The sequence below is a fragment of the Shimia haliotis genome (assembly GCF_900114415.1).
Classification (GTDB): Bacteria; Pseudomonadota; Alphaproteobacteria; order Rhodobacterales; family Rhodobacteraceae; genus Shimia; species Shimia haliotis.
In genome coordinates, this window is record NZ_FOSZ01000009.1 from 19,472 (window position 1) to 44,342 (window position 24,871).

Below are 24,871 nucleotides of genomic sequence, written 5' to 3' on the forward strand. Positions count from 1 at the left end.
AGGCGGACGGGTGGACGGTGGACGATTGCCAGCACCCGGCAACGATGGACGTGTTGACGGGCGCTCCGGTCGTGCTACCGGCGTTTCCGGACGTGTCACCGGTTGGCTTGGTCGCGTTACAGGTTGGCTTGGACGTGCCACCGGTTTGCTGGGACGCGCAACAGGCTGCGTCGACGGACGCGATGGACGGGCCGGTCGCGCGGTCGGCGGCGAAATCGACGGACGCGTGCGCGATCCCCCGGGTCGTGCCATTGGCTGACGGCTGAACCCGCCCCGCGCTCCTGGACTAAAGGATTGAGCCCGCGCAAAATCCGGCCCCAAACGCCCGCCGACAAACGGCACAGGCGTCTGTGTCATCGCAACGGCAAACCCCAGACAGAACACAAAAAGACGTTTCATCTTATTCTCCTCCGTCCTGCTTTTTGGGCCAAACCAGCCTTGTGACGTCCTCATCCGCAAAGAATGTGAATGAGTCCTCCGTCAAAACCGGCGCAAAATCCCAATCCGAGAAATAGGCCCGAAACTGTGGCCACCCCTGCGCATATGGGTTGGTTCCAACCAGCATCACCGGCACCGGATTGTCAGCCTCCGTGCTGATCCACATCTGCAAATCGCCATCGTAACTGGACAAGGCAACGTGATGCACCTCAATGCCTGTCACGCGCTTCACGCCCAAATAGGCGGCGTCGGTCACGTCAGACAAAAACTCGTCGGAGAAATTCGAAACCAGCACCTGCCAGATCGGCAAACTCTCGCCATGCTCCTTCTGGATCACAGCCGCCAGATCCTCAAAGGGCCCAAAAAACGGCTTGTGCGCATAGGCATTTCCCTCCGGCAAAAACACCGTGAGACCGAGGCCGTCATAAAAATACTCTCGCAACCCGTCATCCTGCTCGGCGTAAGCATAGTATTTGTCCGGACGTGCCACCAAAGCGCGGCCACTGCGCAAATGGGTCAACTTTTCGCGCCCATCGATCACCTGATCAAATGACACAAACCAGTTCACGGCCATCGTTTCCTGAGCCGCCATCGCCGCCGCAGACATTTCCACGACCTCAAGCGCGCGCGGGTCCAACCTTTGTCCATCGGGCGGCGGCGCACCCTCATCTGCCGCGCTTGCAGATGCGATCGCAAAGGCAAAAACTGCGGCATTTCGGAATAGCTTTGCTAGAGACATGCATTCTCCTGAAATGGTCCAGAAGCCGTCAACCCTGTCCGCTGGCGACTCGCTGTGGTGAAAATCAATACTTTCACCCTAACGCCCGAAGCGCCCAAACCAAAACATCAATGAAATTTCAGATCAGGCCCGCGGCCTCAAAACAGTTTTTGCTCTCGCGCCAGCAAAGCCGCCTGAGTGCGATTGCCCGCGCCGATCTTGCGATAAAGGTTCTTCACATGCAGTTTGATCGTCGGTTCCGACAAATCCAGATCCCGTGCGATCTCTTTGTTGGATTTGCCGTCCGTCAGCCCCCGAAGAACCTGCAACTCCCGCTTCGTCAACTTCTTGGCCAAGGGGTGGCTGGACTGTTCTGTTGGTGCAAGCAGATCAAGCGGCACAAATTGCTCGCCCGCCGCCATAAAACGCACAGCATTCACCAAAGACTTGGCGGGCAATGTTTTGGGCACGAATCCGGCCGCTCCAGCCGCGATCGCTTCCTGCACAACCACTCTAGGCGCTTCTCCTGAAATCAACGCAACCCGCGGTGCACTTTTCAGCGCCATCATACGTGTCAGACCTTCAAGGCGGTTCATCCCCGGCATGTTGTAGTCCAGAAGCACCAAATCAAACGGACCTTGCGCCTCCACCGCAGTCATCGCGCCATCCAAATCCGGCGCAGTCACGACGTCAATTCCCGCCGCCTGCACAAAGGCGACAAGAGTATCCCTCAGGAGGTCGTGATCATCTGCGATTAAAATTTGCACAGATTCGGGTCCTTTTTTTGCGTCCTAGCACCTGCCCACGACCCTTCAAAGGTTCAAGGCAAGGTTTCCCTAACCTGACAAAGCACACCAATTACTTAATAACATGTCTAACCCACTGAGCAGGTTGCATTTGCCACATCGATTTTGGTGGCACTGAAATTACGGGCCGTCCTGAACTTACCTCACGTAAAAACAAAAACCTACCCTTACGGATAGGTAACTATACCTATGTTCAGTCCAGTTATCCTAACACATCTGCAATAGTTTTCTCAGCACACGGGAATTTTGGACATGACTTTTACAATTCGCATCGTTTTGTCCTTCGTTATTTGCCTGCTGCTACCACTCACGACGGCCAATGCGGCCGATGTCGTTACCGGAGAACCGACTGGCGACGTAATTCTGACCGTGTCAGGCAAAATCAGCGCCAAGAACGCTGAGGACGCGGCTCAGTTCGACATCGAGATGCTGCGCGCTCTATCGGCGCAGCCGGTGTCGACTTCGACCATATGGACTGAGGGAGTTCATGTGTTCACGGGTGTACCGCTGGCGTTGCTGCTTGATGAACTGGGGAGTTCAGGCAGCACGCTGCGGGCCTTGGCCATAAACGACTACGCGATTGAAGTTCCGGTGGCGGACATAGGTCCAGACTATCCGATTCTTGCTTACGAAATGAATGGCAAGCCGATGCACCGGCGCGACAAAGGCCCATTGTGGATTATCTACCCCTATGACGCGTCGCCGGATTTCCAAACCTCTCTCGTATATTCCCGCAGTGTTTGGCAACTCGACAGGATTGAGGTGCTCGATTAACCTGTTCTGTATGGTTGCGCGCACGTCAAAAACTCTTTCGGAGCCGAAGAGATGACCTCTTCGGAACAGCAAACACCCGCCGAGTCTTCTCTGAACGCACAGCTTGCCACGGCAATGCCGAACCGGTCCCGCCGTGTAATCGGCTCCGCACTGGTCATCGCGGCTTTCCTCTTGTTCTCACTGACCGGCCTTTTGGGCTATCGCGTTGTCACCAATTTTAGCGGCGTGCAGCCTGAAGCCTCAGACAATGTCATGTGGTCCTTGTCTCAAGTCGAAGTGGATGCAAGCGATTTTAACAACGCGGTGAAAGAGGCCCTTCTCAATCCGGATATCGACTTCAACCGCCTGCGACTGCGGTTTGACATCTACTACAGCCGTGTAAACACGCTGCGATCTTCGGCCCACTACCGCAAGGTGGACGCGATTCCCGCTTTTACGGCCTCTCTGAACCGAACCTGGGACGTTCTTCAGGGAACAATTCCCCTGATAGACGGCCCAGACCGCGCTCTCGCCGCCGCGTTGCCCGAACTTGACAGCCAAGGCGACGAGTTGAGGGAACATGCGCGTATCCTGTCCATCAGCGGCCTCAAATACTTCGTGCAATCCGCTGACGACAATAGGGCCGCAATCTCGCGCATGCTGTTGCAATTGGCAGGCCTTGCCGTGCTCCTCTTTGCCACACTGACAGCTTTGGCTGTCTATGTTCTCACCATTTATCGCAAATCCCGCATGCGCGGCGTCGCTCTGGAACAAGCCAACAAACGAATGCAGACGATCCTGACCACATCGTTGGACGGCGTCATCGTGACCGACATGAACGGGCGCGTTTTGGAATTCAACAAGGCCGCGGAACGGACATTTGGCTACAAATTCAGCGAGGTTCTGGGGCGGCCGATCATCGAAATGGTCTCACCGGACGACGCCCTTCAACATCACTTGTCTCACGCTGAACGTATCCAAAACCGCGAAACGGGAACCATCGAAGGCAAAGGCCGCGTGACCTTGCAGGCCAAACGTGCAAACGGTGAAATCTTCCCGATCGAGCTGTCGATTCAACGTGCAGACGACGGGCAGCAGGAACTGTTCATTGCCTTCCTGCACGACATATCCAAACGCGTCGCCGCCGAAAACGAACTCTTGGAAACCCGCGACCGTGCTCTTGCAGGCGAGCGCGCCAAAGCCGAGTTCCTCACAGTCATGAGCCACGAAATCCGCACCCCCCTGAACGGATTGCTGGGCAACCTCACTCTGCTGCATGACACCCCCTTGTCCGATGACCAAACCCGCTACGTGCGCAACATGGACATTTCCGGTCGCGTGCTGATGCGCCACGTCGACAGCGTGCTGGACATCGCACGCTTCCAATCAGGTGCCCTCGAATTCGACATTGCCTGCACGGATCTGGGCCTGCTTCTGACTGAATTGATCAACAGTCAGATTGGCCAGGCAGAGCAACAGGGCACACAGCTTTGCTGGAATTGGGTCGGCACGCGCATGGAATGGGGGCGCACCGACCGCGCAGCGCTCGAACAAGTCCTGCTGAACCTGTTGGGCAACGCGATAAAATTCACGCCCCAAGGCTCGGTTGATGTGGAAATCGAACGACTGCCTGAGACCGAAGACAACAAGCCGGTTATCGAACTGCGCGTGATTGACACCGGCATCGGAATTTCCCCCGATGATCTGGACCATGTCTTTGACGATTTTGTCACCTCCGACACCTCTTTTGGCCGCGCCACTGGCGGCACCGGCCTTGGCCTTGGCATCACGCGTCGCATCGTCGAGGGGCTGGGCGGCACAATTGGCGTCGAAAGCACGCCGGGCGAAGGCTCAACCTTCTGGGTGCGCCTGCCGATGGAACAGGGCCGTGCACCAGGCACGACACCGACCGCCGACGCGCACAGGCCGATCGCCGACAAACTGACAGTGCTGCTGGTCGAGGACAACGACATCAACCGCGAAGTCGCCACCGCCCTCCTGCGTAAAGATGGCCACACAGTGGTGTCCGCTCATGACGGACAAACCGGCGTCGAAAGCGCGGCAAACGCGCGGTTTGACCTGATACTGATGGATATTGCGATGCCCGGCATGGACGGATTGCAAGCCACCCGCGCCATCCGCTGTGGAGATGGGGCCAGCCGCAACGTCCCGATCATCGCCTTGTCTGCCAACATCCTGCCTCAGGAGCGAGAGCGTTTCCTTGCGGCCGGTATGAACGGCTTCCTCCCCAAGCCCCTCAACATCGACGAAATGCGCGACGCCCTATTCAACCTGCCGGCCAGCCCGCAACGGACAGACACGCAAATCATCAACACTGCCCAACTTTCGGCGAACCGCGCCGGCATGGGAGAAGAGGTCTTTCAGACCCTTGTTGAGCGCTTCCGCAGCGAAGTCGAGGCGCTGATCACGGAGGTTTCCTCACTTACAGGGGACAGCCTCGACACCATCGGCGCCCGCCTGCACACCGTCGCCGGCAGCGCGGCAATCTTTGGCGCCTCCCGTTTGCGGCACACCCTGCTTGCCGCCGAAAACAGCGCCAAGGCCCAAGACCGCACCGAAACCCGACGGCTGCTTGATGAATTGCCAGTAATCTGGAACGACACACGTGACAAGCTGACGTCTTTGGCACTCGCGGCCTAAAGCCGGAACTCGACGCCTACGCACCCCCTCACGGCATTTGCGCGCCGGACGTGGGCGGAAACGCTTGCACTGCCTTGCGAAACCATCCAAGCGCCCGACTTTGCCGCCCGCTGCTGCGATAAGCCACGGCCATCGGCAAAGGCTCCTGTACCCCATAATCCAACACGTCAAATCGCGACCTGAACTGACGGCTTCGGGCGTAGCTGTCCACCACAACGCCAATGGCTTCACTGCGCTCAATCACGCCCGCGGCCATGGTGAAATCTTCCATGATATGCAGCCGACGGGCCGGATCCCCGTCCACCTTCTGCATCAGGTCCTGAATGGGATCCGCATATGGCCCTGTCATTTCCGGTACAATCAGCGGAAAATTCGCCACGTCGGTCGCGGTCACGTCCTTGCCGACCAACGGATGCCCCCGACGCACATAGAACTGCGCGACCAACGCCGGCAGCGGATCACAGCGCACACCGGTTTCCGCCATCAACGGTCTGGCAGGCCCCACCAGAGCATCCAGATCACCTTGCCGAAACAACTGCATCGCGGTCTCAAACGGCGCGCCACGCATCTGAACCCGCACCTCAGGGTGGGCCCCGACAAGGGCCCAAATGGCGCGGCTCATCAACCCTTCGAGCGAACTGGAGCTGATTCCGATGCGCAACACCTGCTCGCGACTTTCCCGTCCCGCGTCCACATCCGCCACCAACTGATCCATATCTGCCAGAATGCGCGCTGCGCGATCAATAAATTCCCGTCCGGCCGCCGTTGCCGTGACCCCACGCGCGTGCCGCTCAAACAGCGCCGTGCCAAGATCCTGCTCAACATCCGCAACCGCCTTCGTCACCGCTGATTGCGTGACATTCAACGCGCGCGCCGCAGCCGTGATCGCCGACTGTCGATCCACCGCCACCACATAGCGCAATTTGGTTAGGTTCATATCTTCACTCAACAATTCCACTTTGGAATACCTTACGCCTATATTGAATTTGCCAGATACCCCCAGTCAAGCCGATACTCCGCGACAAATAGGGAGATTACACATGACTCAAGAGGCCATCGTCGCCGGTGTCGGCATGATCAAATTCGCCAAACCTGGCGCATCCGAAAGCTATGACGCCATGGGCGCCTCCGCCATTCGCGAAGCGTTGAAAGACGCCGGTTTGTCTTATGACGATGTGCAACAGGCCTACGCCGGCTATGTGTATGGCGACAGCACTTGCGGACAAAAAGCTCTCTATCACGTTGGCATGACCGGCATCCCCGTGGTCAACGTCAACAACAACTGCTCCACCGGCTCCACCGCGTTGTTCCTTGCCCGTCAGGCCATCGAACATGGCGTCGCCGATTGCGTGCTGGCCGTTGGGTTCGAACAGATGCAGCCCGGCGCTCTCAGCAGCCATTGGACCGACCGCCCAACCCCCTTTGATGACTTCGACGCTGCCTGCGACGATCTTGTTGGCAATTCGCAAGTTCCCTTGGCGTTGCGCTACTTTGGGGGGGCTGGAAAGTCGCATATGGAGAAACATGGCACCAATTTGAACGATTTCGCCAAGATCCGCGCCAAGGCCTCCCGCCATGCGGCCAACAACCCACTGGCCCTGTTCAATCAGGAAATCACCGAGGAACAGGTCATGGCCGCCCCGATGATGTGGGACGGTGTGATGACCCGCCTCATGGCCTGCCCGCCCACCTGTGGCGGCGCAGCAGCAATCCTCTGCTCACCGGCCTTTGCCGCCAAGCACGGAATCGACCAAACGGTCACGATCAAAGCCCAAGCCATGACCACCGACTACGCCTCAACATTTGAGGCCCGCGACATGATGCAGGTCGTTGGTTATGACATGACCGCCGCCGCCGCGAAGCAAGTTCAGGAACAGTCCGGCATCGACATCGCCGATGTGGACGTGGTCGAACTACATGACTGTTTCGCCCACAACGAGCTCATCACCTACGAAGGTCTCGGCCTCACGCCCGAAGGCACGGCGCAGAAATTCATTGCGGACGGCGACAACACCTATGGCGGCAAATTCGTGACCAATCCGTCAGGCGGTCTCTTGTCCAAAGGCCACCCGCTTGGCGCCACCGGTCTTGCCCAGTGCTACGAGTTGACCCATCAGCTACGCGGCACAGCCGACGCCCGTCAGGTCGACGGCGCAAAGACTGCGCTGCAACACAACCTCGGTCTTGGCGGCGCCTGCGTCGTGACCCTTTATCAGGCGGCGTAACCGATGGGCATTTTTGATAGAACCACCCAAGGCCACGTGACGCCCGCCGTCGAGGTCACACTCGAACGCGGCGCCATTGCCTTCTTTGCTGAAACCATCGGCGAAACCAACTCCGTGCATCTGGACGCCGCTGCCGCGCAGGCCGCGGGCCACCCCGATGTTCTGGCCCCCGCCACCTATGCCGTGGTTGTTGGCACCTTCGCCGGTCAGCAGGCCACACGCCAAGGGCAGCCGGACCTTCTGACGCTCATCAACGGCGACCTGCGCGTGCTTTTGCATGGCACCGAGGGGTACGATTATCACGGACCGATGTACGCCGGCGACACGGTGTCCGTTGAGAACGAGATCACTGGCTTCACCGACGCCAAAGGCGGCGCGCTTGAAATTGCCCATGTGACCACCCGCATCAGCCACGCCGAGCGCGGCCTTCTTGTTACCGCCACGCGCGGCATCATCCACCGTTTGGGCTAAGGGAGAAATCAGAATGACCATTACCCCGCAATCCGCCCAGATCGGCGACATGATCCCCGAACACGCCTTTGGCCCCGTGACCCGCACCACGCTCGCGCTTTATGCCGGTGCCTCGGGCGATCACAATCCGATCCACATCGATCTGGATTTTGCCAAACGCGCGGGCATGGACGATGTCTTTGCCCACGGCATGCTCTCTATGGCCCAACTCGGTCGCCTCGTGACGAATTTCGCGGGCCAATCCAACGTCCGCCACCTCGACACCCGCTTCACCGCTCTTACGCCGGTCGGCGCCACCGTCACCTGCACCGGCGAGGTCAAGGATCGTCGCGAGGAAAATGGCGAGACATTGCTGACACTCAAACTCGCGGCTCACATCAACGACGGCACCCAAACGCTCAAGGGCGAAGCCATCGTCGTCGTCTGACGCGCCTCACAAGGAACACACCATGCCCAACCACATGTGGATGAACGAAGACCACGCTGCCTTCGCCGACACCGTCAAACGCTTCTTTGACGAAGAAATCACCCCCAACAAAGACGCCTGGACCGAAGCCGGTGTCATTCCCAAATCGCTTTGGAAAAAAGCAGGCGATCTCGGCATTCTTGGCGCCACCTTCCCCGAAGAAAACGGCGGCCTCGGCCTCACGCGCCACTTTGACGCCGTGACCTTCCTTGAGCAAACCAAGGCCGGCGACAGCGGCTGGGGCGTCTCTGTGCACAACATCGCGGCCCACTACATCACCTCCTTCGGCACCGAAGAGCAAAAAGCCCGCTGGCTGCCGGAACTGGCATCTGGCGCCAAGGTTGCGGCCATCGCCATGACCGAACCGGGCACAGGCTCCGACCTTCAGGCCGTCAAAACCACTGCGATAAAGGACGGCAACGAGTACCTGATCAACGGCTCCAAGACCTTCATCACAAACGGCGCCTCTGCCGACCTGATTGTCTTGGTCGCCAAAACCGATACCGCCGCCAAAGGGCGCGGTGTGTCGCTGATCATCGTTGAAACCGAAGGGCTCGAAGGCTTCTCGGTTGGTCGCACACTCAAGAAAATGGGCATGAAGCGCAACGACACCGCAGAGCTCAGCTTTCAGGACGTGCGCGTGCCTCTCACCAACCTGCTAGGCGCCGAAGAAGGTCAGGGTTTCATCCAACTGATGAAGCAACTCCCGTGGGAGCGCCTGATCCTTGCCTTTATGGCGCTGGGATCCTCGCAATGCGCGATGGAGCACACGCTGGCCTATGTCAAAGAACGCAAAGCCTTTGGCCAGCGCGTAATGGACTTCCAGAACACCCGCTTCAAACTGGCGGAATGTGCCACCAAGATCGAACTCCTCGCTGCCTTCTGCGACCAATGCCTTGCGGAACTGGACGAGGGCAAACTGACCGCCGAAAAAGCCGCTATGGCGAAATGGTGGGGCACCCAGACCCAATGCGAGATCGTGGACGAATGCCTGCAACTGCACGGCGGCTACGGCTACATGTCCGAATACCCGATCAGCGAACTCTACACCGATGCCCGCGTACAGAAAATCTACGGCGGCACCAACGAGATCATGAAGGAAGTGATCGCAAGATCTCTGGACATCGACTGATGACTTCAAGCGCAACACTAGGTTCGCACCCGACCCCGAGGGCGGGCCTGATGTTGCGCACGACCCGAACAACGACCCCCAAGGTCTACGACCTCGTGCAACCTTTCAAATTCGCACCCGCCCTGGGGGGCGGGGTCGGGTGCGAACCGAGCCGCTGCGCGTCTCGGAAGACATCATGGAAACTCTCATGACCAAACTCACTGGAAAAACCGCCTATGTCACCGGCGCAGGCAACGGCATCGGCCGCGCCGTCGCATTGAAACTCGCCTCTGAGGGCGCCAACATCGTCGTCAACGACCTCAAGGAAAGCGAAGCTCAAGCCGTGGTTGACGAAATCATCGCCGCAGGCGGCAACGCCATCCCACTTGCAGGATCCGTAACGGAGGACGGCTTTGCCGAACGCTTCATCGGTGCAGGCGTCGCCAAGTGGAACGCCATCGACATCATCGTCAACAACGCCGGCTACACTTGGGACGCGCAAATCGGCCACATGACCGACGACATGTTTGACGCCATGATGGACGTCCACGTCAAAGCCCCTTTCCGCATCCTCCGTGCCGCCTCTGGTTTCATCAAAGGCGCCGCCAAACAGGAAGCGGAAGAAGGCCGCGAAGTCTTCCGCAAGGTGGTCAACATCTCTTCCATCGCAGGCACCGGCGGCAATTTCGGCCAAGCCAACTATTCTTCCGCCAAATCCGCCGTTCTGGGCCTAACCAAAACCATGGCCAAGGAATGGGGTCGCATGAAGGTCAACGTGAACGCGGTCGCTTTCGGCTTCATCGAAACTCGCCTCACCGAAGGCACAGACGAGAAGAAAACCATCGAGATCGACGGCAACACCGTGGGCATCGGCATCCCGAAAAAGATGGCCCAAGGCGCGGCGGCGATCATCCCGCTTGGCCGCCCCGGCACACCGGAAGAAGCCGCCGATGGCGTCTATTTGATGTGCTGCCCCGAGAGCAACTATGTCTCTGCACAAGTGCTCACCGTCGGCGGTGGCTTGAACGGCCTCTGACTATATTGCCCGGCCGACAGGCCGGGCCGCGCCCCAATGCCCGACAGGGTCTTGCGCAGCGAGATCCCGAAAGGGACACCCTCCCCACGAAGGATCACCACCATGCTCAACGGCATCCGCATCATCGAAATCGAAGGCCTCGGCCCCGGCCCCTTCGCTGCCATGCACCTCGCCGATCTGGGCGCAGATGTAATCACCATCCACCGCAAAGGCGGCGCGGCGATCACCGCTGATCAATCCGTTCTGGACCGCGGAAAACGCTCCATCGCGCTGGACCTCAAAGACCCCGCCGACCTCATCACCGCCAAGAAACTCATCGCTACAGCCGACGCCCTGATCGAAGGCTTCCGCCCCGGCGTCATGGAACGCCTCGGCCTTGGCCCCGCCGAGCTACACTCAGACAACCCGCGCCTTGTCTATGGCCGCATGACAGGCTGGGGCCAATCCGGCCCCCGCGCCCAAACCGCAGGCCACGACCTCAACTACATCGCCCAATCCGGCGCCCTCTGGTACGCGTCCGAACCCGGTTCCGCGCCGATCACTCCGGCAACGTTGGTGGGCGACATCGGCGGTGGCGCACTTTATCTGGTGATCGGCATCCTCTCGGGCATCCTGAACGCGCAAAAGACCGGCCAAGGCACCGTTGTCGACGCCGCCATCGTCGACGGCTCCGCCCATATGATGAACTTGCTCATGGCCCTCAAACAAGCCGGCGGCCTTGCCACTGACCGCGGCTCGTCCCTGCTTGATGGCCCCCACTGGTCCCGCAGTTATGCCTGCGCCGACGGCGGCTATATCTCCGTGCAATGTCTGGAGCCGCAGTTCTACGCCGAGTTTCTCACCAAACTCGACCTCAGCGATGACCCCGAATTCCTCCGCCAGCACGACAAGACCCTCTGGCCCAAACTCACAACCCGCCTCGCAGACCTTTTCCTCGCGCAGCCCCGCGCCCACTGGGAAACACTCTTTGAGGGGTCTGACGCCTGCGTCGCCGCCGTTCTCTCCCCAAATGAGGCCACAAGCGCGCCGCACACATCAGACCGCGCCATTTGGCAAAGCCCGAACGGCCACCTGCAAGCCGCCCCCGCCCCGCGCTTTGACGGACAGGCAGCAGCCATCAACCCTGCCCCCAAACGCGGCGCGCACACCGACGAAATCCTGCGCGAGCTCGACTAGGCGCCTTTGGCTTCCTGTTGCCCAAAATACCTCGGGGGAGTCCCGCCAACGGCGGGACGGGGGCTGGCCCCCACCTCATAGCGCCGCCTCAAAAAGCAAAAGAGGCGCGCCTCAAAGCGCACCTCTGCAATACCGACGTTTTACCGACGTGATACCGACGTCCTTAAACGGGGCTAACGCGCCCGCACCGTATCGATCATCAACTGCACGTTTTCAGGATCCGCATCTGGTGTGATGCCGTGCCCCAAATTGAAAATATGCGGTCCCTTGCCAAAGGCGTCGACAATTTTGCGGGTCTCGTCCACCAGACCCTGCCCGCCTGTCACCATGTGACTGGACTTCAGGTTCCCCTGCACACAGCCATCCACCTGCACGTTGGCCGCAGCCCACTCAGGGGTCACGCCATCATCCAGCGCCACACAATCCGCGCCTGTGGCCTTGCCAAACCCGACATAGCGCTCACCCGCGCCGCGTGGGAAAGCAATCACCGGCACATTCGGATGCCGCGCCTTCAACTCCGCGATGATTTTCTTTGCCGGTTCAAGCGCATAGCGGTCAAAATCTTCACCCTTCAGCGACCCGGCCCAGCTGTCAAACAGCTTCACAACCTCGGCCCCTGCCTCGATCTGTTTGCTCAGGTAATCCACCGTGCCCTCGCTCAGCCGGTCAATGATCTGACCAAACAACTCAGGGTTTTCATCCTTGAGTTTATGCGCCGGCCCCTGATCCGGCGTCCCACGGCCAGCAACCATATAGGTCGCCACCGTCCACGGCGCCCCCGCAAAGCCAATCAGCGTGGTTTCCGCGGGCAGTTCGCGGCGCAAAATCCGAACGGTTTCATAGACGGGGTTCAGCGTCTCGTGAATGGCCTCCGTGCCGTTAAGCTTGTCAAAATCCGCTTGTGTTTCAATAGTGGACAACCGCGGCCCCTCGCCCGTCACAAACCACAAATCCGCGCCAAGCGCTTGAGGAAGCAACAGAATATCCGCAAACAGGATCGACGCATCAAACCCGTACCGCCGGATCGGTTGCAACGTGACCTCAGCGGCCAGTTTCGGATTGTAGCACAGAGACAGGAAGTCCCCCGCTTGCGCACGCGTGGCGCGATATTCAGGCAGATAACGGCCAGCCTGGCGCATCATCCAGATCGGGGGCGTTTCAAGGGTTTCGCCGGCCAACGCCCGCAGGATCGTTTTGTCTTTTGTCATGCTCACCCTCATATGTGCGCCAAAAATGCATCTCGTTGACATGTATCAAGGAATGCCTGCCAAGGGCATGCCCAATGCACTCAAATCTCCGGCACAGCGACACTCTGTCCACGCCACCGAACATTTCCACCTTGGTCGGGCCCACAACACCCAGTGTCAACCCTTCCGCGCTTGCCAGACCGCCCGCTCAGGATTAATCAAACGCCATGACATTAACCAAGCCTTCCCCCGCTTCGCCCCTGAAAATCGGCACACGTGGCTCTCCGCTGGCCCTTGCACAGGCCTATGAAACACGCCGCCGTTTGATGACAGCTTTCGATTTGCCGGATGACGCATTTGAGATTGTGATCATCACCACCTCGGGCGACAACGCACAGCTGATTGCCAAGGACAAACCCCTCAAGGAGCTGGGCGGCAAAGGTCTCTTTACCAAGGAGATCGAAGAGGCGTTGCTGGCGGGCGGCATCGACATCGCGGTTCACTCGATGAAAGACATGCCCGTGGCCCAGCCGACGGGTCTGTTGCTTGATACGTACCTGCCACGCGAAGACACTCGCGACGCCTTTGTGTCGCCCTCCGTCAAAACCCTTGCCGACCTACCCGAAGGGGCTGTCGTCGGCACCTCTTCCCTGCGCCGCCGCGCGCAACTGCTGCATTTCCGCGCCGATCTGAAGGTTGTCGAATTCCGCGGTAACGTGCAGACACGATTGAAAAAATTGGGCGACAAGGTTGCCGATTGCACCTTCCTCGCCATGGCCGGCCTCAATCGACTGGAAATGTCGCACGTTGCGTCATCTGCCATCGCACCCGAAGACATGCTGCCTGCAGTGGCCCAAGGCGCGATCGGCATCGAGCGCCGCGGCGACGACACTGCCACCGCCGCGCTTCTGGAGGCAATCCACGACACGCCCACGGGCCAACGCCTTGCTGCCGAACGCGCGTTTCTCGCCGCGCTCGACGGGTCATGCGAAACACCGATCGCAGGCCTTGCAGACCTCGACGGCTCCACCCTTCGACTACGCGGAGAAGTGCTGCGCCCTGACGGCTCAGAAAGCATCACCGACGACCGCACCGCCCCGATCGAAGACGGCGCCGCGTTGGGTGAAGCGATGGCGCAAGACTTGCTTGCACAGGCTGGCGAGGGCTTCTTTTCCTGGCGTTCATGAAACTGACCAAAGGTTAATTTCCTTCATTCCGTGCCAATCCGATCACGTTTTGGCCATGATTCGCGGTGATCCTGATTTTGGGAGCGCGGACAGAGGATGGACTGATGAACGCTATGAACCGTCTTGGCACTTTGGGTGCAGACAATTGGCACTCTTTGAATGCAGAACCGGTTGAAGCCGGGTACAGCTTCAAGGAAACAAAAGGGCGTTTTCGCCACTCGGACCGCAATGAAATGCTGCTGCGGTTTGTCGGCCTGACATTGGTGATGGGAGCTTTGGTCCAATGGGCCTTGCCGAATGTCACGGTTGTCGGTGACGAAAGCACCAGCAAAGCCCTGATTTCAATCAGCTGTTCAATCATCGGAATGGCCACTTACCATTTCGCGGTGCGTGGCCACCGCAGCGAAATTCACTTTGATCCCTCAAAGGGAGAAATCATCGTTTCGGCGCTTTCCCGTCAGGATCGCCAAAAGGGCGCGCAACGCATCCACCTGAGCCGCGTCAAAAGCATCTACGTCCGGCGCTCGGACATGCCGGCCGGACAAGCCGCGCTACGCATTCGCCTCAAGGATCGCAGCAACGAGATCACCGCCATCCGCGGGGACCACGATGAGATCGAATTGGCGCACGGCCTTCTTTGCCGCGACATCCGCATGGCAAAGAAACGCCCCTAAGTCAGATAGTTACAGAAAATTGGCGGGCATTTTGCCCGCCTTTTTTTCTGCCTACACCCATTTCGCCATGGGTGGCAGGCTCATCAGAACCGCATTCGCATCATGTCCGGTTTCAAGGCCAAACTTTGTGCCCCGATCATAAACCAGATTGTACTCGGCATAGAGCCCCCGATGCACCAGCTGGGCGTCTTTCTCCGCGTCACCAAACGCATCGACACGCCGCTTCTCCACCAAGGGCTGAAAGGCCGGAAGAAAAGCCCGCCCGATATCCTGAATGAACGCAAAATCCGCGTCCCAATCACCTGAGTTGTGGTCATCCAGAAAGATGCCGCCCACGCCGCGCGCGCGATTGCGGTGCGGGATATAGAAATACTCATCCGCCCACGCCTTTAGCCGCGGATATTCCGCCGCGTTGTGGCGGTCACAATGGGCCTTTTGCACCGCGTGAAAATGGGTCGTGTCCTCGTCGTACTCAAGACAGGGGTTCAAATCCGAGCCACCTCCGAACCACCATGCATGAGGGGTCCAGAACATGCGTGTGTTCATATGCACCGCAGGGCAATGCGGGTTCTGCATATGAGCCACCAAACTGATACCCGACGCCCAAAACCGCGGATCATCCTTCATGCCGGGAATGCCCTTGCGAGCGGCCATCGCCATTTGCGCCCGTTCACCAAGGCGGCCATAGACTGTTGACACGTTCACGCCGACTTTCTCGAAAACGCGGCCGCCCCGCATCACGGACATCAACCCGCCACCGGCATCCGAGCCATCATCTGAGGCCCGTTTTGTTTCGGTCACATCGAACCGGCCCGCCGCTTGATCCGAAAACGGGCCCTCATGGTGACTGTCTTCAAGCCCTTCAAAAGCCGCGACAATCTCGTCCCTCAGAGTGCGGAACCAGGCACTTGCCCGCGCGCGTTCGTCTTCCATCTGGTTGGTCATATTGGCCCTCTCTCCGGTCTTGCCCCAGCCATATCAGCCGTGACCAACGCACACCAGTATCAGAGAGCCTTCCGCGTCAATGCGCCGGTGTGCTGACCGGATCAACCAGAGATCGCCCGCCGTCCAGCGTCACGATTTGGCCGGTCATGAAACCCGCCCCTTCCGAAGCCAGAAACTGAACCGCATCCGCCAACTCGCCTGGCGCAGCTATGCGGCCGAGCGGGGTGCAATCTTCGATTTCTTCCCGACACTGGCGGTTGTCCTTGAGAGTGTCCTTCAAGCTCGCCGACATCACCGATCCAAAGGCCACCGCGTTCACGCGAATCCGTTCCGGTGCCAACGCCACCGCAAGAGAGCGCGTCATCTGATCCAGCGCCGCCGTGGCGATCGAGTAGCCAAGCAAATCAGGATGGGCACGGTGGGCGGCAATGGAGCTGAGGTTGATAATCGATCCGACCTGCCCCTCATCACGCCCTTCCGCCTGTTTGATCATCCGCCGTGCCACCATTTGCGACAGCTTCAGCGACGTCATCAAATTTTGATGCAGCATCATTTCAACGGTGTCGTCGTCAGGGTTCAAAGGCTCACTCGCCATGACCTGACGGCTGCCGTTGACCAGTATGTCCACCTGATCAAACGCATCAATGGTGGCGGAAATCAGGTTATTGATGGTCAGTTTTTCCCGCAGATCACCCGCAAAGTACCGGACGCTGCCCTCATCGGACCGCGCTCCGAGTTCCGCAACCAAGCTCTTCTCGTCCATGTCCGCAAACATCACATTTGCACCGTGGTCGACGAAATGCCGCCCGATCGCAAGGCCGATGCCATTGGCGGAACCGGTGATAATCGCCGTCTTGCCGGCAATAGAAAATGACATGAGCTATCCCCATAGATCCGTCGCGATTCCACGCGACCATACGCTGATTTACCGCTTGGCGCGAGTTGGACGTTGCGCGTGCAGGATTTTGAAACTGCGATCTCCGGCCACTTCGTCAACTTTGACAAAGCTCTCCTTCAAAGCAGCTTCATATGGCAGGTGACGATTGGCCACCATCCAAAGCTGCCCAGACGGAGCAAGCACCTTGGCTGCGGTCCGAATGAACTGCACGCCCAGATCAGGTTCCGCTCTCCGACCCATGTGAAACGGCGGGTTCATCACAACCGTATCGACGCGGGACCCGGGCTTGAACTCCCGCACATCGTCCCAGTGAAACTGCGCGCGTTCGTCCGTCACGTTTTGTTTGGCACAGTCCAACGCCACGTGATCGGCTTCCACCAGATGCAGCACTTCGACACCGTCGCGTTTCAAAATTTGCGCCGACAGATACCCCCATCCCGCACCAAGATCCGCAACCACGCGACCAAGTTTCGCCGGAAGCGCCTTGCCCAAAGCGGCGCTCGCCGGATCGATGCCATCCGCCGAGAACACACCCGCGCGGGTCACAAAGCCTTCACCGGCATCCTGTGTTTCAGGCGCCAGCCAATCGGCGAAATCTCCACCTTCGAACCAGAAAATCCGCCCATGTGCCTTGGGAAGCGACCCCTTCAGATCCGCCCGTTTGCGGCACTCTTTCAAATAGCTGTCCACGCCGTCCGTCTTTTGGCCGTCGACAACCACCAAATCGGCACAACGGGCTGCCCGCGCGATCAGATCCCGCGCCTGCGCCTTGGCGCGCGGCAAAACCACCACAGCAACGCCATATCGTTCACCTTCGGACAGCACTGTTGCGAAACCGGCCCGTGCAAACGCATCGTGATCCGGTTTCATCGGCTGGATGACATCCACCCGCGACCGGTCCAATGCGCTCAAATCCGCATCAACACGCGGCGCAAACACCGCAATCCGCCCTTCGGACGGCAAGGACAGACCGTGCTCCTGCACAGCAATCGACAATCGGGATGTAGACATGTTTTCCTGCAATCCGGCCTGACCGGATCACTCCTTTTCCATGGTGCATTGCAGCGGATGCTGATGACGTCGGGCAAAATCCATAACCTGAGTCACCTTGGTCTCTGCCACCTCGTGACTAAAGACGCCAACCACCGCAACACCCTTTTTGTGAACGGTCAGCATGATCTCAAACGCCTGCGCATGGGTCATGCCAAAGAAGCGCTCCAGAATATGCACGACAAATTCCATCGGCGTGTAGTCGTCATTCAACAACATCACTTTGTACATCGGCGGACGTTTGGATTTGGCACGCGTTTTCAGAGCGACTCCAAGATCACCCTCGCCATCATCCCCGTCACCGGACATCACAAAATTGAACTTCGACATAAGCGGCCTGCGCCCTTCGCATCTAAGGTTTGGTGTTTATATAGCGTGATCGCAGCGCTAGAAAAGGGGCGACAGACTGCCGGACGCCCGCAATGCCCCAAAACCTCACCACGATTGCCTTTGATGCCGATGATACGCTTTGGCACACGGAACGGTTCTTTCGCCTGACACAGGCCCATTTTGCGGACCTTTTGCGCGACTTTGCCGAACCGGACCATCTGGAGGCCCACCTGCTCGAGGCCGAAAGGCGCAACGTCGGGGAATACGGCTTTGGCGTAAAAGGCTTTGTCTTGTCGATGATCGAGACCGCAATAGAGGTTACAGACGAAAAAGTGCCGGCCTCGGTGATCGCAGAACTCATGGCCGCAGGGCGTGACATGCTGCAACACCCGATTGATCTGTTGCCCGACGCGGCCGACGTTGTGGAAGCCGCCGCAAAAACCCACAACGTTCTGCTGATCACCAAGGGCGACCTGATCGATCAAGAACGCAAACTCGCCCAATCCGGCCTTGGCGACTTTTTTGAATGGGTCGAAATCGTTTCCCACAAAACGCCCGAAGTATATGTCAATGTTTTTGCACGCTACGGGAACGGACCCGAAAAGGCCCTGATGGTCGGCGACAGCATGCGCTCCGACATTGTGCCAGCAATAGCCGCCGGAAGCTGGGCCGCGCACGTACCTCATGGTCTCGAATGGGCTTTGGAATCTGCCCAAGCTCCAACACACAGCGACAAATTCCACAGTTTGAACAGGCTTGCGGACCTGCCCGCGTTAATCCGCGAAATCGGCTAAAACCCCACCACATCAATCTGTTCAGGCATATCTAGACCCGCCTCCGACACTTTCCGCAAAATCTTGTTCCACCCTTGCCGACCGCACTCACAAAAACATTAAGTCATTCCGACAAATCGTCGAAAACATAGACTTTATTCGCTTTCCCCTCTGTGTTAACCTCCAAACCAATAACAAAGTGGCCAGACCGGAAAAACGGCGGCTCAGAGGCAGATAAAAGGGCAGTTCTCGTGAAGGCTCGGCACCTATGGCCGGCCCGTTCAGGGCTCGGTGTATTTCTTTTGGTTTTAACAACCATGTTCATGGCACCCGTGGTGGCCATGGCCGCCCCCTATGCTGCGATGGTGGTGGACGCGCGCTCAGGCAAGGTCCTGCACTCTCGCAATGCCGACAGCCGACTGCATCCGGCATCGCTCACAAAAATGATGACGCTCTACATCGCCTTTGAGGCAGTAGAGAACGGAGAAATCTCGCTGGACACCAAAGTGAAGATTTCCAAGAACGCCGCAGCCGAACCGCCCTCCAAGCTCGGGCTGCAGTCAGGCCAACGGATCGCGCTGCGGTATCTCATCCGCGCAGCAGCGGTGAAATCCGCCAACGATGCCGCCACCGCAATTGGTGAGGCGATCGAGGGATCCGAAGCCGCGTTTACCCGACGTATGAACCGTACGGCCAAGGCGCTTGGCATGACCAATACCACGTTCAAAAACGCGCATGGTCTGACCGCTTCCGGTCACCTGTCCACAGCACGGGACATGACCACGCTTGGGCGGCACATGCTTTATGACTATCCGGACTACTACAACCTGTTTTCCCGCCGCTCCACGCATGCGGGGATCAAGGCCGTGAACAACACAAACCGCCGCCTGCTGGATGCCTATCGTGGGGCGGACGGCATCAAAACCGGCTACACCCGCGCCGCAGGTTTCAACCTTGTGGCCTCGGCCGAGCGTGGCAACAAACGTGTGATCGCCACCGTCTTCGGCGGCCGCTCCACGGCCACCCGCAACGCCAAAGTGGCTGAACTGCTTGATCTTGGCTTTTCCCGTTCCGGCTCCAAGGTCGCCCTGCGCAAGCCTGCAATGCCTGACTATACCGGCTCCTCCAAGGGCGTGGGCAAAACCATCCGCGTTGTGACGGCCGTCAAAAAATCCCTGCGCCCCAAACTGCGTCCGGGTAGCGGGTCCACACCGGCAACCGCTGTGACCAACGTCACCTTAGACAACCAAGGCACCATCGTCGCCGCTGCGGAAGTGATCGAACACGACATCCAGACCGCGCTGCTGGCTGCCCAAACTGAATCCGATGTTGTCTTGGCCAGCGTCACACCAGAGCCGCAAGAAGCGCCAAAACCAAAGGTTGTGACACGCATCTCAACCTCAGGCGGGCGTCACTGGGGCATCAATGTCGGTCGCTATGGCAGCCGCTATGCCGCTGAGAAAATGCTGCTGAAAACCGCGCTGGCAGAGATGTCCACGTTGGATGGCAGCCTGCGCAAAGTGGTGAAGAATTCCCGCGGGTTTGAGGCAAATTTCATGGGCATGTCCAAAGAAACCGCCGACCTCGCGTGTCGCCGCCTTCAGGCGCGCCAGATCACCTGCTACACGCTCGGCCCGTCTTAACAGCCCATTCCTTTGAAAATGACATGGCGAAGCGCGCAATCTGCGCGCCTCCCGCCCCTATGTCTTGGGCTTGTCGTCATATTGTCCCGACAAGATGCGCTGCGCGTCGCCTTCTGGATCACTGTATTGATCCGAGCGCACCGTATAGACAAACGCCACAAGGCCGACGCCCCCCAAAAGGAGCGAGATCGGGATAAGATAGGCCAGAATTTGCATTCACTTACCTCAGGCGCAAAGCGTTCAGGGACACAGTAATCGACGACAGCGACATCGCCAAGGCGGCGATCAACGGCGTCGCCAAACCGGCCACCGCAAGTGGCACAGCAATGATATTGTAAACCGTCGCAATTCGGAAGTTTTCCCGAATACGTTTGATCGCGGATTGAGACGTGGTCAGCGCATCCGGAATTGGCGACAAATCGCCGCCCAGCAGCACGATATCAGACGCAACCCGCGCCGCATCCAATGCAGACGCCGGAGAAATTGACACATGGGCCGCAGCAAGGGCTGCCGTATCATTCAACCCGTCACCCACCATCAGCACGTGCTGGCCTTTGTCCGACATGGCCTGAACGCGTCTGGCCTTGTCTTCGGGCAGGGCTTCCGCCACCCATTTCTCGATCCCAAGGCGTGTGGCCAGCGTTTCCACAGCCCCCGTGGTGTCGCCAGAGATCAAAACAACCTCTTTACCCGCGGATTTCAGTGCTGCCACCGCATCTTCGGCACCGGCCCTCAGGCTATCGGCAAACAAAAACGCTTTCGGGGCCTGAGCACCAATGGTCAAATGCGCCGACGTCTGCTCCCGCGCGTCCGCGCCAACCCAGGCCGCCCGCCCGAGCCGCACGAGCACACCGTCCAGCCGCCCCTGCGTGCCGAACCCGGGAACTTCTTCGATGTCACTCAGCCGCGCAGGGCGGACAGCCGCCGCCTGCCCCGCCTGAGTTATTGCTTGGCTCAAGGGATGCGATGATCCCAAAGCCAGAGCCAAGGCAATGCCCAGTTCCGTGTCGCTGAAGTCTTTGATGTTCACCAGTTCCGGCGTCCCCGCCGTCAGCGTGCCCGTTTTGTCAAAAACAACCGTATCAACCTGCGCCAGACGCTCCAGAGCTGTGGAATGTTTGATCAGCATCCCTTTACGAAACAGTCGCCCCGAGGCCGCTGTTGTCACTGCTGGCACCGCCAAGCCTAGCGCACAGGGACAAGTGATAATCAAAACCGCAGCCGCAATATTCAACGCGGTGCGCATGTCAAATGTGTACAGGTACCACCCGAGAAAACTGAGTGCCGACAAGATATGTACGCCCGGCGCATAAAGCTTTGCCGCCCTGTCGGCCAAAGACGTGTAGTTGGACCGCCCCGACTCGGCCACCGCCACCAGATCAGCCATCCGGTGCAGGCTGGTTTGCTCGCCAACGGCGCTCGCACGGATCAACAACGGACCCGTCAGGTTCACTTCACCTGCACTGACGTCTACGCCAGGTTCTGCAAACACAGGCAGCGTTTCACCGGTCAGCAACGAGCGGTCCAGCTCGCTGCGCCCTTCGACAATCTCGCCGTCCACCGGCATCCGCCCACCCGGCTTGACCAGCACCAGATCCCCCACAGCCAGAGTGCTGACTTGCACGACCTCGTCGACACCATCCACAACCCGAATGGCGCGCGGCACCTCCAGTGCCGCGAGCTCTTCTGCGGCAGAGCGCGCCACAGCCCGTGTGCGATGATCCAGATACCGCCCCGCCAGAAGGAAAAACACCAACGCCAGCGCCGCGTCAAAATATGCATGCTCTCCCGACAGTGACGTTTCCCAAAGCGACGTCACAACCGCCAGAACAATGGCCAGCACAATCGGCACGTCCATGTTCAGGCGTTTGTGCTTCAACGCGTTCCACGCATGTTGGTAAAAGGGCTTGCCCGAGAAAATGATCGTCGGAAGGGCGATCGCCGCCGAAATCCAGTGAAACAGATCCCGAGTCGCGGCCTCGGCACCTGACCAGACTGAAATTGACAACAGCATCACGTTCATTGACGCAAAACCCGCCACCGCCAGCCGCATCAGCAAGTCACGCCCAGCCTTGTCGTTTTCCGTGGCACTCAGCGTTCCGGCGTCCAGCTCATGCGCCTCATAGCCGACGTTTTCCAACACCTCGGTCAGGTCCGCCGCCGTCACGTCCGGCTCGGCCTCCACCGAGGCGCGCTTCAGTGTCAGGTTCACCCGCGCCGACTTTACACCTGGGTGTTTGGCCAGCGCGCCCTCAACCGTTGCGATGCAGGCTGCGCAATGCACCGAAGGCACTGAAAGGGCAATCCGAGCATCCGGCAGCGGAGCCGCCTCTGCCAAAGCTGCCGCCGCGGGGGCGGCGTCACAGGCCGGACAGGCCGAAACCGAGGGGCGCATCGCTGCCGTCATGCTCAGCCTTTCTGAACCCGCAACACCACGCGCTGTTCAAACTGACTGCCGTCAAGTGCGGTGGCCTTCATGCGGATGTTCCAGTTGCCAGGCTGCAGTTCTTCGCGCGCCACATAGGCCGTTCCATCAAACTGAAAATCGGGACGCATGTCATCTTTCACATGGGTTGCCCGCCCGAGAACCGCGTCCAACGCGCTGACTTGTACCGGCTTGCCCTCACTGTCTGTGATTGCAAGGATCAACAATCCGCCCTTGGCGCGCGCATCCACGCTCCAGCCAAGCGCTTCCTGCTCGGCCTTTTTGGCGTTGAACTCCTGACTTGCCACATAGGAGTTTTTGACTTCCAGCCCCGGAAATGTTGCCACCGCGTTATAGGCCAGCGCCAGATTGACCGCGATGATGATCCCGAATGCGCCGACAAACACCATCAGGGCATGTTTGCCGGTAAACTTCTTCTCGCTCATCAATTGCCCTTCCCGTTAAAGATCGTGTCTTTGTGTACCCGATCCCCGTTGCTGATATCTTCCACCCAGAACCGGAACTCCGTCCGATGGCTGTTGGCTGGATCAGATCCCTTTGGCGCAATCACATACACCCGTTGGTTCAACATTGCATCCGCCGGCACTGTCACCGTTTCGTAAGGCGTGCCCTCAAGTTCCACGCGCAGGGTCAAATCCCCCTTCACGGTCACTCGGAACGGCCGGTCTTCGCCGTGTTTGTTGCGCAGGCGCACCTCATAGGTGTTGCGGATCGACCCGTCCGACAGCGTCACAAAGGTCGGGTTGCGCACCGGCGCTACGGTCATCTCGATGTCGGACCGTAAAAACAGCGCCACCACAAGCGCGACGCCAACAGCGGACCACAGCGTTGTATAAAGGATGGTGCGCGGACGCAGAATGTGTTGCCACACAGGGCGCGGCGGCTTGCCTTCGCGCTCCTGTGGTTCATCAGTCAACGCCAGGTAATCAATCAACCCGCGCGGCTTGCCCACTTTCTCCATGATTTCATCACAGGCATCGATACACAGGCCGCAGGTGATGCATTCCATCTGCTGACCATCGCGAATATCGATCCCCATGGGGCAGACGTTCACGCAGGCCATGCAGTTGATGCAATCCCCCTGCGTGTCCTCACCGACACCACGCGCTTTGCGCGGCTCCCCACGCCATTCGCGATACCCGATGGTGAGCGTATCCTCATCCATCATCGCCGCCTGAATACGCGGCCACGGGCAGGCATAGATACAGATCTGCTCGCGTGCAAAGCCGCCAAAGAAGAAGGTCGTAAAGGTCAAAATGGCCATAGTCGTATAGGCCACCGGATGCGCCTGCCCTGTCACCAGATCCACGGCCAGCGTCGGCGCATCTGCAAAGTAAAACACCCAAGCGCCGCCAGTTGCCAACCCAATCAGCAGCCACGCGATCCATTTGGTCAGGCGCAGCCGCGCCTTGCGGAAATCCAGCTTTTTCTGGCGATGCAGGCGCAAACGGGCGTTCCTGTCGCCTTCGATCCAACGTTCCACAAGAATAAAGAGATCGGTCCAAACCGTCTGCGGGCAGGCATAGCCACACCAGACCCGTCCGGCAGCCGAGGTGAACAGGAACAAGCCCAACCCCGCCATGATCAAGAGCCCCGCAACAAAGTAAAACTCGTGCGGCCAGATTTCGATCATGAAAAAGAAAAACCGACGGTTCGCGAGGTCAATCAACACCGCCTGATCCGGCAGGCTGGGGCCTCGGTCCCACCGCAAAAACGGCGTGACATAGTAAACCCCCAACATCAGCGCCATGAGATACCACTTCAGATTCCGAAAGCTGCCTTTGACGCGTTTCGGAAAGATCGGTTCACGGGCAGCGTATAGCGACGGCTCTGGGGGTGTGGTCACGGAATCACTCACTCATGGCAATGGAAGCTAG

General features: G+C 59.0%; 25 protein-coding genes. 13 read left to right on the forward strand and 12 right to left on the reverse strand.

Going from position 1 to position 24,871, the window contains the following annotated elements:
* Positions 1 to 10: 10 nt before the first annotated feature.
* Positions 11 to 259: a hypothetical protein gene (locus BM069_RS20155; RefSeq protein WP_170846781.1), complete on the forward strand. Its 249-nt coding sequence runs from the start codon at positions 11 to 13 to the stop codon at positions 257 to 259.
* A gap of 141 nt (positions 260 to 400) precedes the next feature.
* Here the strand turns inward: BM069_RS20155 and BM069_RS16995 are convergent, their stop codons facing one another.
* Both BM069_RS16995 and BM069_RS17000 read right to left on the reverse strand, forming a co-directional pair.
* The gene (locus tag BM069_RS16995) at positions 401 to 1,177 is read right to left on the reverse strand and encodes a DUF2092 domain-containing protein (protein ID WP_093325470.1); all 777 of its coding nucleotides are present in this window, start codon (positions 1,175 to 1,177) and stop codon (positions 401 to 403) included.
* Between the two features lie 137 nt (positions 1,178 to 1,314).
* Complete coding sequence (locus tag BM069_RS17000) at positions 1,315 to 1,923, reverse strand: LuxR C-terminal-related transcriptional regulator (protein ID WP_093325471.1); 609 nt, start codon at positions 1,921 to 1,923, stop codon at positions 1,315 to 1,317.
* A gap of 291 nt (positions 1,924 to 2,214) precedes the next feature.
* On the opposite strand from BM069_RS17000, the gene BM069_RS17005 reads away from it, so the two are divergent.
* Positions 2,215 to 2,736 (forward strand): putative pterin-binding protein, encoded by a 522-nt coding sequence (locus tag BM069_RS17005; protein WP_139216235.1) that lies wholly within the window; start codon positions 2,215 to 2,217, stop codon positions 2,734 to 2,736.
* 51 nt (positions 2,737 to 2,787) lie between these two features.
* Positions 2,788 to 5,376, forward strand: a complete 2,589-nt coding sequence (locus tag BM069_RS17010) for a hybrid sensor histidine kinase/response regulator (protein WP_093325472.1) — start codon at positions 2,788 to 2,790, stop codon at positions 5,374 to 5,376.
* Between the two features lie 28 nt (positions 5,377 to 5,404).
* Here BM069_RS17010 and BM069_RS17015 read toward each other — a convergent pair whose 3' ends face one another.
* Positions 5,405 to 6,313, reverse strand: coding sequence for a LysR family transcriptional regulator (locus BM069_RS17015; RefSeq protein WP_093325473.1), 909 nt, complete (start codon positions 6,311 to 6,313; stop codon positions 5,405 to 5,407).
* Between the two features lie 103 nt (positions 6,314 to 6,416).
* On the opposite strand from BM069_RS17015, the gene BM069_RS17020 reads away from it, so the two are divergent.
* The 6 genes from BM069_RS17020 to BM069_RS17045 all read left to right on the forward strand — a co-directional run bounded on the left by BM069_RS17020 (position 6,417) and on the right by BM069_RS17045 (position 11,861).
* Complete coding sequence (locus BM069_RS17020) at positions 6,417 to 7,601, forward strand: lipid-transfer protein (protein WP_093325475.1); 1,185 nt, start codon at positions 6,417 to 6,419, stop codon at positions 7,599 to 7,601.
* Between the two features lie 3 nt (positions 7,602 to 7,604).
* The gene (locus BM069_RS17025; protein WP_093325476.1) at positions 7,605 to 8,072 is read left to right on the forward strand and encodes an FAS1-like dehydratase domain-containing protein; all 468 of its coding nucleotides are present in this window, start codon (positions 7,605 to 7,607) and stop codon (positions 8,070 to 8,072) included.
* A 13-nt stretch (positions 8,073 to 8,085) separates the two neighbouring features.
* Positions 8,086 to 8,499 (forward strand): MaoC family dehydratase, encoded by a 414-nt coding sequence (locus BM069_RS17030; RefSeq protein ID WP_093325478.1) that lies wholly within the window; start codon positions 8,086 to 8,088, stop codon positions 8,497 to 8,499.
* A 22-nt stretch (positions 8,500 to 8,521) separates the two neighbouring features.
* Positions 8,522 to 9,670, forward strand: coding sequence for an acyl-CoA dehydrogenase family protein (locus BM069_RS17035; RefSeq protein WP_093325479.1), 1,149 nt, complete (start codon positions 8,522 to 8,524; stop codon positions 9,668 to 9,670).
* A gap of 187 nt (positions 9,671 to 9,857) precedes the next feature.
* Positions 9,858 to 10,685 carry an SDR family NAD(P)-dependent oxidoreductase gene (locus tag BM069_RS17040; RefSeq protein WP_093325655.1) on the forward strand — a complete coding sequence of 276 codons (828 nt, stop codon included), beginning with the start codon at positions 9,858 to 9,860 and terminating at the stop codon, positions 10,683 to 10,685.
* Positions 10,686 to 10,787: 102 nt separating this feature from the next.
* Positions 10,788 to 11,861 carry a CaiB/BaiF CoA transferase family protein gene (locus BM069_RS17045; protein ID WP_093325481.1) on the forward strand — a complete coding sequence of 358 codons (1,074 nt, stop codon included), beginning with the start codon at positions 10,788 to 10,790 and terminating at the stop codon, positions 11,859 to 11,861.
* Positions 11,862 to 12,034: 173 nt separating this feature from the next.
* On the opposite strand, the gene hemE is transcribed toward BM069_RS17045, so the two are convergent.
* Positions 12,035 to 13,069, reverse strand: a complete 1,035-nt coding sequence (hemE, locus tag BM069_RS17050; protein ID WP_093325482.1) for a uroporphyrinogen decarboxylase — start codon at positions 13,067 to 13,069, stop codon at positions 12,035 to 12,037.
* A gap of 206 nt (positions 13,070 to 13,275) precedes the next feature.
* Between hemE and hemC the strand changes: the two genes are divergently transcribed.
* Positions 13,276 to 14,235: a hydroxymethylbilane synthase gene (gene hemC / locus BM069_RS17055; protein WP_093325484.1), complete on the forward strand. Its 960-nt coding sequence runs from the start codon at positions 13,276 to 13,278 to the stop codon at positions 14,233 to 14,235.
* A 104-nt stretch (positions 14,236 to 14,339) separates the two neighbouring features.
* On the forward strand, positions 14,340 to 14,909 hold the full coding sequence (locus tag BM069_RS17060) for a hypothetical protein (protein ID WP_139216236.1): 570 nt from the start codon (positions 14,340 to 14,342) through the stop codon (positions 14,907 to 14,909).
* A 51-nt stretch (positions 14,910 to 14,960) separates the two neighbouring features.
* On the opposite strand, the gene hemF is transcribed toward BM069_RS17060, so the two are convergent.
* The 4 genes from hemF to clpS form a co-directional block, all read right to left on the reverse strand.
* Positions 14,961 to 15,854, reverse strand: a complete 894-nt coding sequence (gene hemF / locus BM069_RS17065; protein WP_093325487.1) for an oxygen-dependent coproporphyrinogen oxidase — start codon at positions 15,852 to 15,854, stop codon at positions 14,961 to 14,963.
* A gap of 76 nt (positions 15,855 to 15,930) precedes the next feature.
* Positions 15,931 to 16,731, reverse strand: coding sequence for an SDR family NAD(P)-dependent oxidoreductase (locus BM069_RS17070; protein WP_093325488.1), 801 nt, complete (start codon positions 16,729 to 16,731; stop codon positions 15,931 to 15,933).
* 48 nt (positions 16,732 to 16,779) lie between these two features.
* Positions 16,780 to 17,763: a class I SAM-dependent methyltransferase gene (locus BM069_RS17075; RefSeq protein WP_093325489.1), complete on the reverse strand. Its 984-nt coding sequence runs from the start codon at positions 17,761 to 17,763 to the stop codon at positions 16,780 to 16,782.
* A gap of 27 nt (positions 17,764 to 17,790) precedes the next feature.
* Positions 17,791 to 18,132: an ATP-dependent Clp protease adapter ClpS gene (gene clpS, locus BM069_RS17080; RefSeq protein ID WP_093325491.1), complete on the reverse strand. Its 342-nt coding sequence runs from the start codon at positions 18,130 to 18,132 to the stop codon at positions 17,791 to 17,793.
* A 92-nt stretch (positions 18,133 to 18,224) separates the two neighbouring features.
* Here clpS and BM069_RS17085 point away from each other — a divergent pair, with 92 nt between their 5' ends.
* Both BM069_RS17085 and BM069_RS17090 read left to right on the forward strand, forming a co-directional pair.
* Positions 18,225 to 18,926: an HAD family hydrolase gene (locus BM069_RS17085; protein WP_093325492.1), complete on the forward strand. Its 702-nt coding sequence runs from the start codon at positions 18,225 to 18,227 to the stop codon at positions 18,924 to 18,926.
* A 296-nt stretch (positions 18,927 to 19,222) separates the two neighbouring features.
* Positions 19,223 to 20,548 carry a D-alanyl-D-alanine carboxypeptidase family protein gene (locus tag BM069_RS17090; protein WP_244503653.1) on the forward strand — a complete coding sequence of 442 codons (1,326 nt, stop codon included), beginning with the start codon at positions 19,223 to 19,225 and terminating at the stop codon, positions 20,546 to 20,548.
* Between the two features lie 57 nt (positions 20,549 to 20,605).
* Here the strand turns inward: BM069_RS17090 and ccoS are convergent, their stop codons facing one another.
* From ccoS to ccoG, 4 genes are read right to left on the reverse strand one after another with little or no spacing between them, the layout of a single operon-like run.
* Positions 20,606 to 20,764: a cbb3-type cytochrome oxidase assembly protein CcoS gene (gene ccoS, locus BM069_RS17095; RefSeq protein WP_093325494.1), complete on the reverse strand. Its 159-nt coding sequence runs from the start codon at positions 20,762 to 20,764 to the stop codon at positions 20,606 to 20,608.
* A 4-nt stretch (positions 20,765 to 20,768) separates the two neighbouring features.
* On the reverse strand, positions 20,769 to 22,955 hold the full coding sequence (locus BM069_RS17100) for a heavy metal translocating P-type ATPase (protein ID WP_093325495.1): 2,187 nt from the start codon (positions 22,953 to 22,955) through the stop codon (positions 20,769 to 20,771).
* 2 nt (positions 22,956 to 22,957) lie between these two features.
* Positions 22,958 to 23,419 carry a FixH family protein gene (locus tag BM069_RS17105; protein ID WP_093325497.1) on the reverse strand — a complete coding sequence of 154 codons (462 nt, stop codon included), beginning with the start codon at positions 23,417 to 23,419 and terminating at the stop codon, positions 22,958 to 22,960.
* A complete protein-coding gene (gene ccoG, locus BM069_RS17110; RefSeq protein WP_093325498.1) occupies positions 23,419 to 24,852 on the reverse strand; it encodes a cytochrome c oxidase accessory protein CcoG in 1,434 nt (477 codons plus the stop codon). Before ccoG ends, BM069_RS17105 begins: the two co-directional genes overlap by 1 nt.
* Between the last annotated feature and the right edge of the window lie 19 nt (positions 24,853 to 24,871).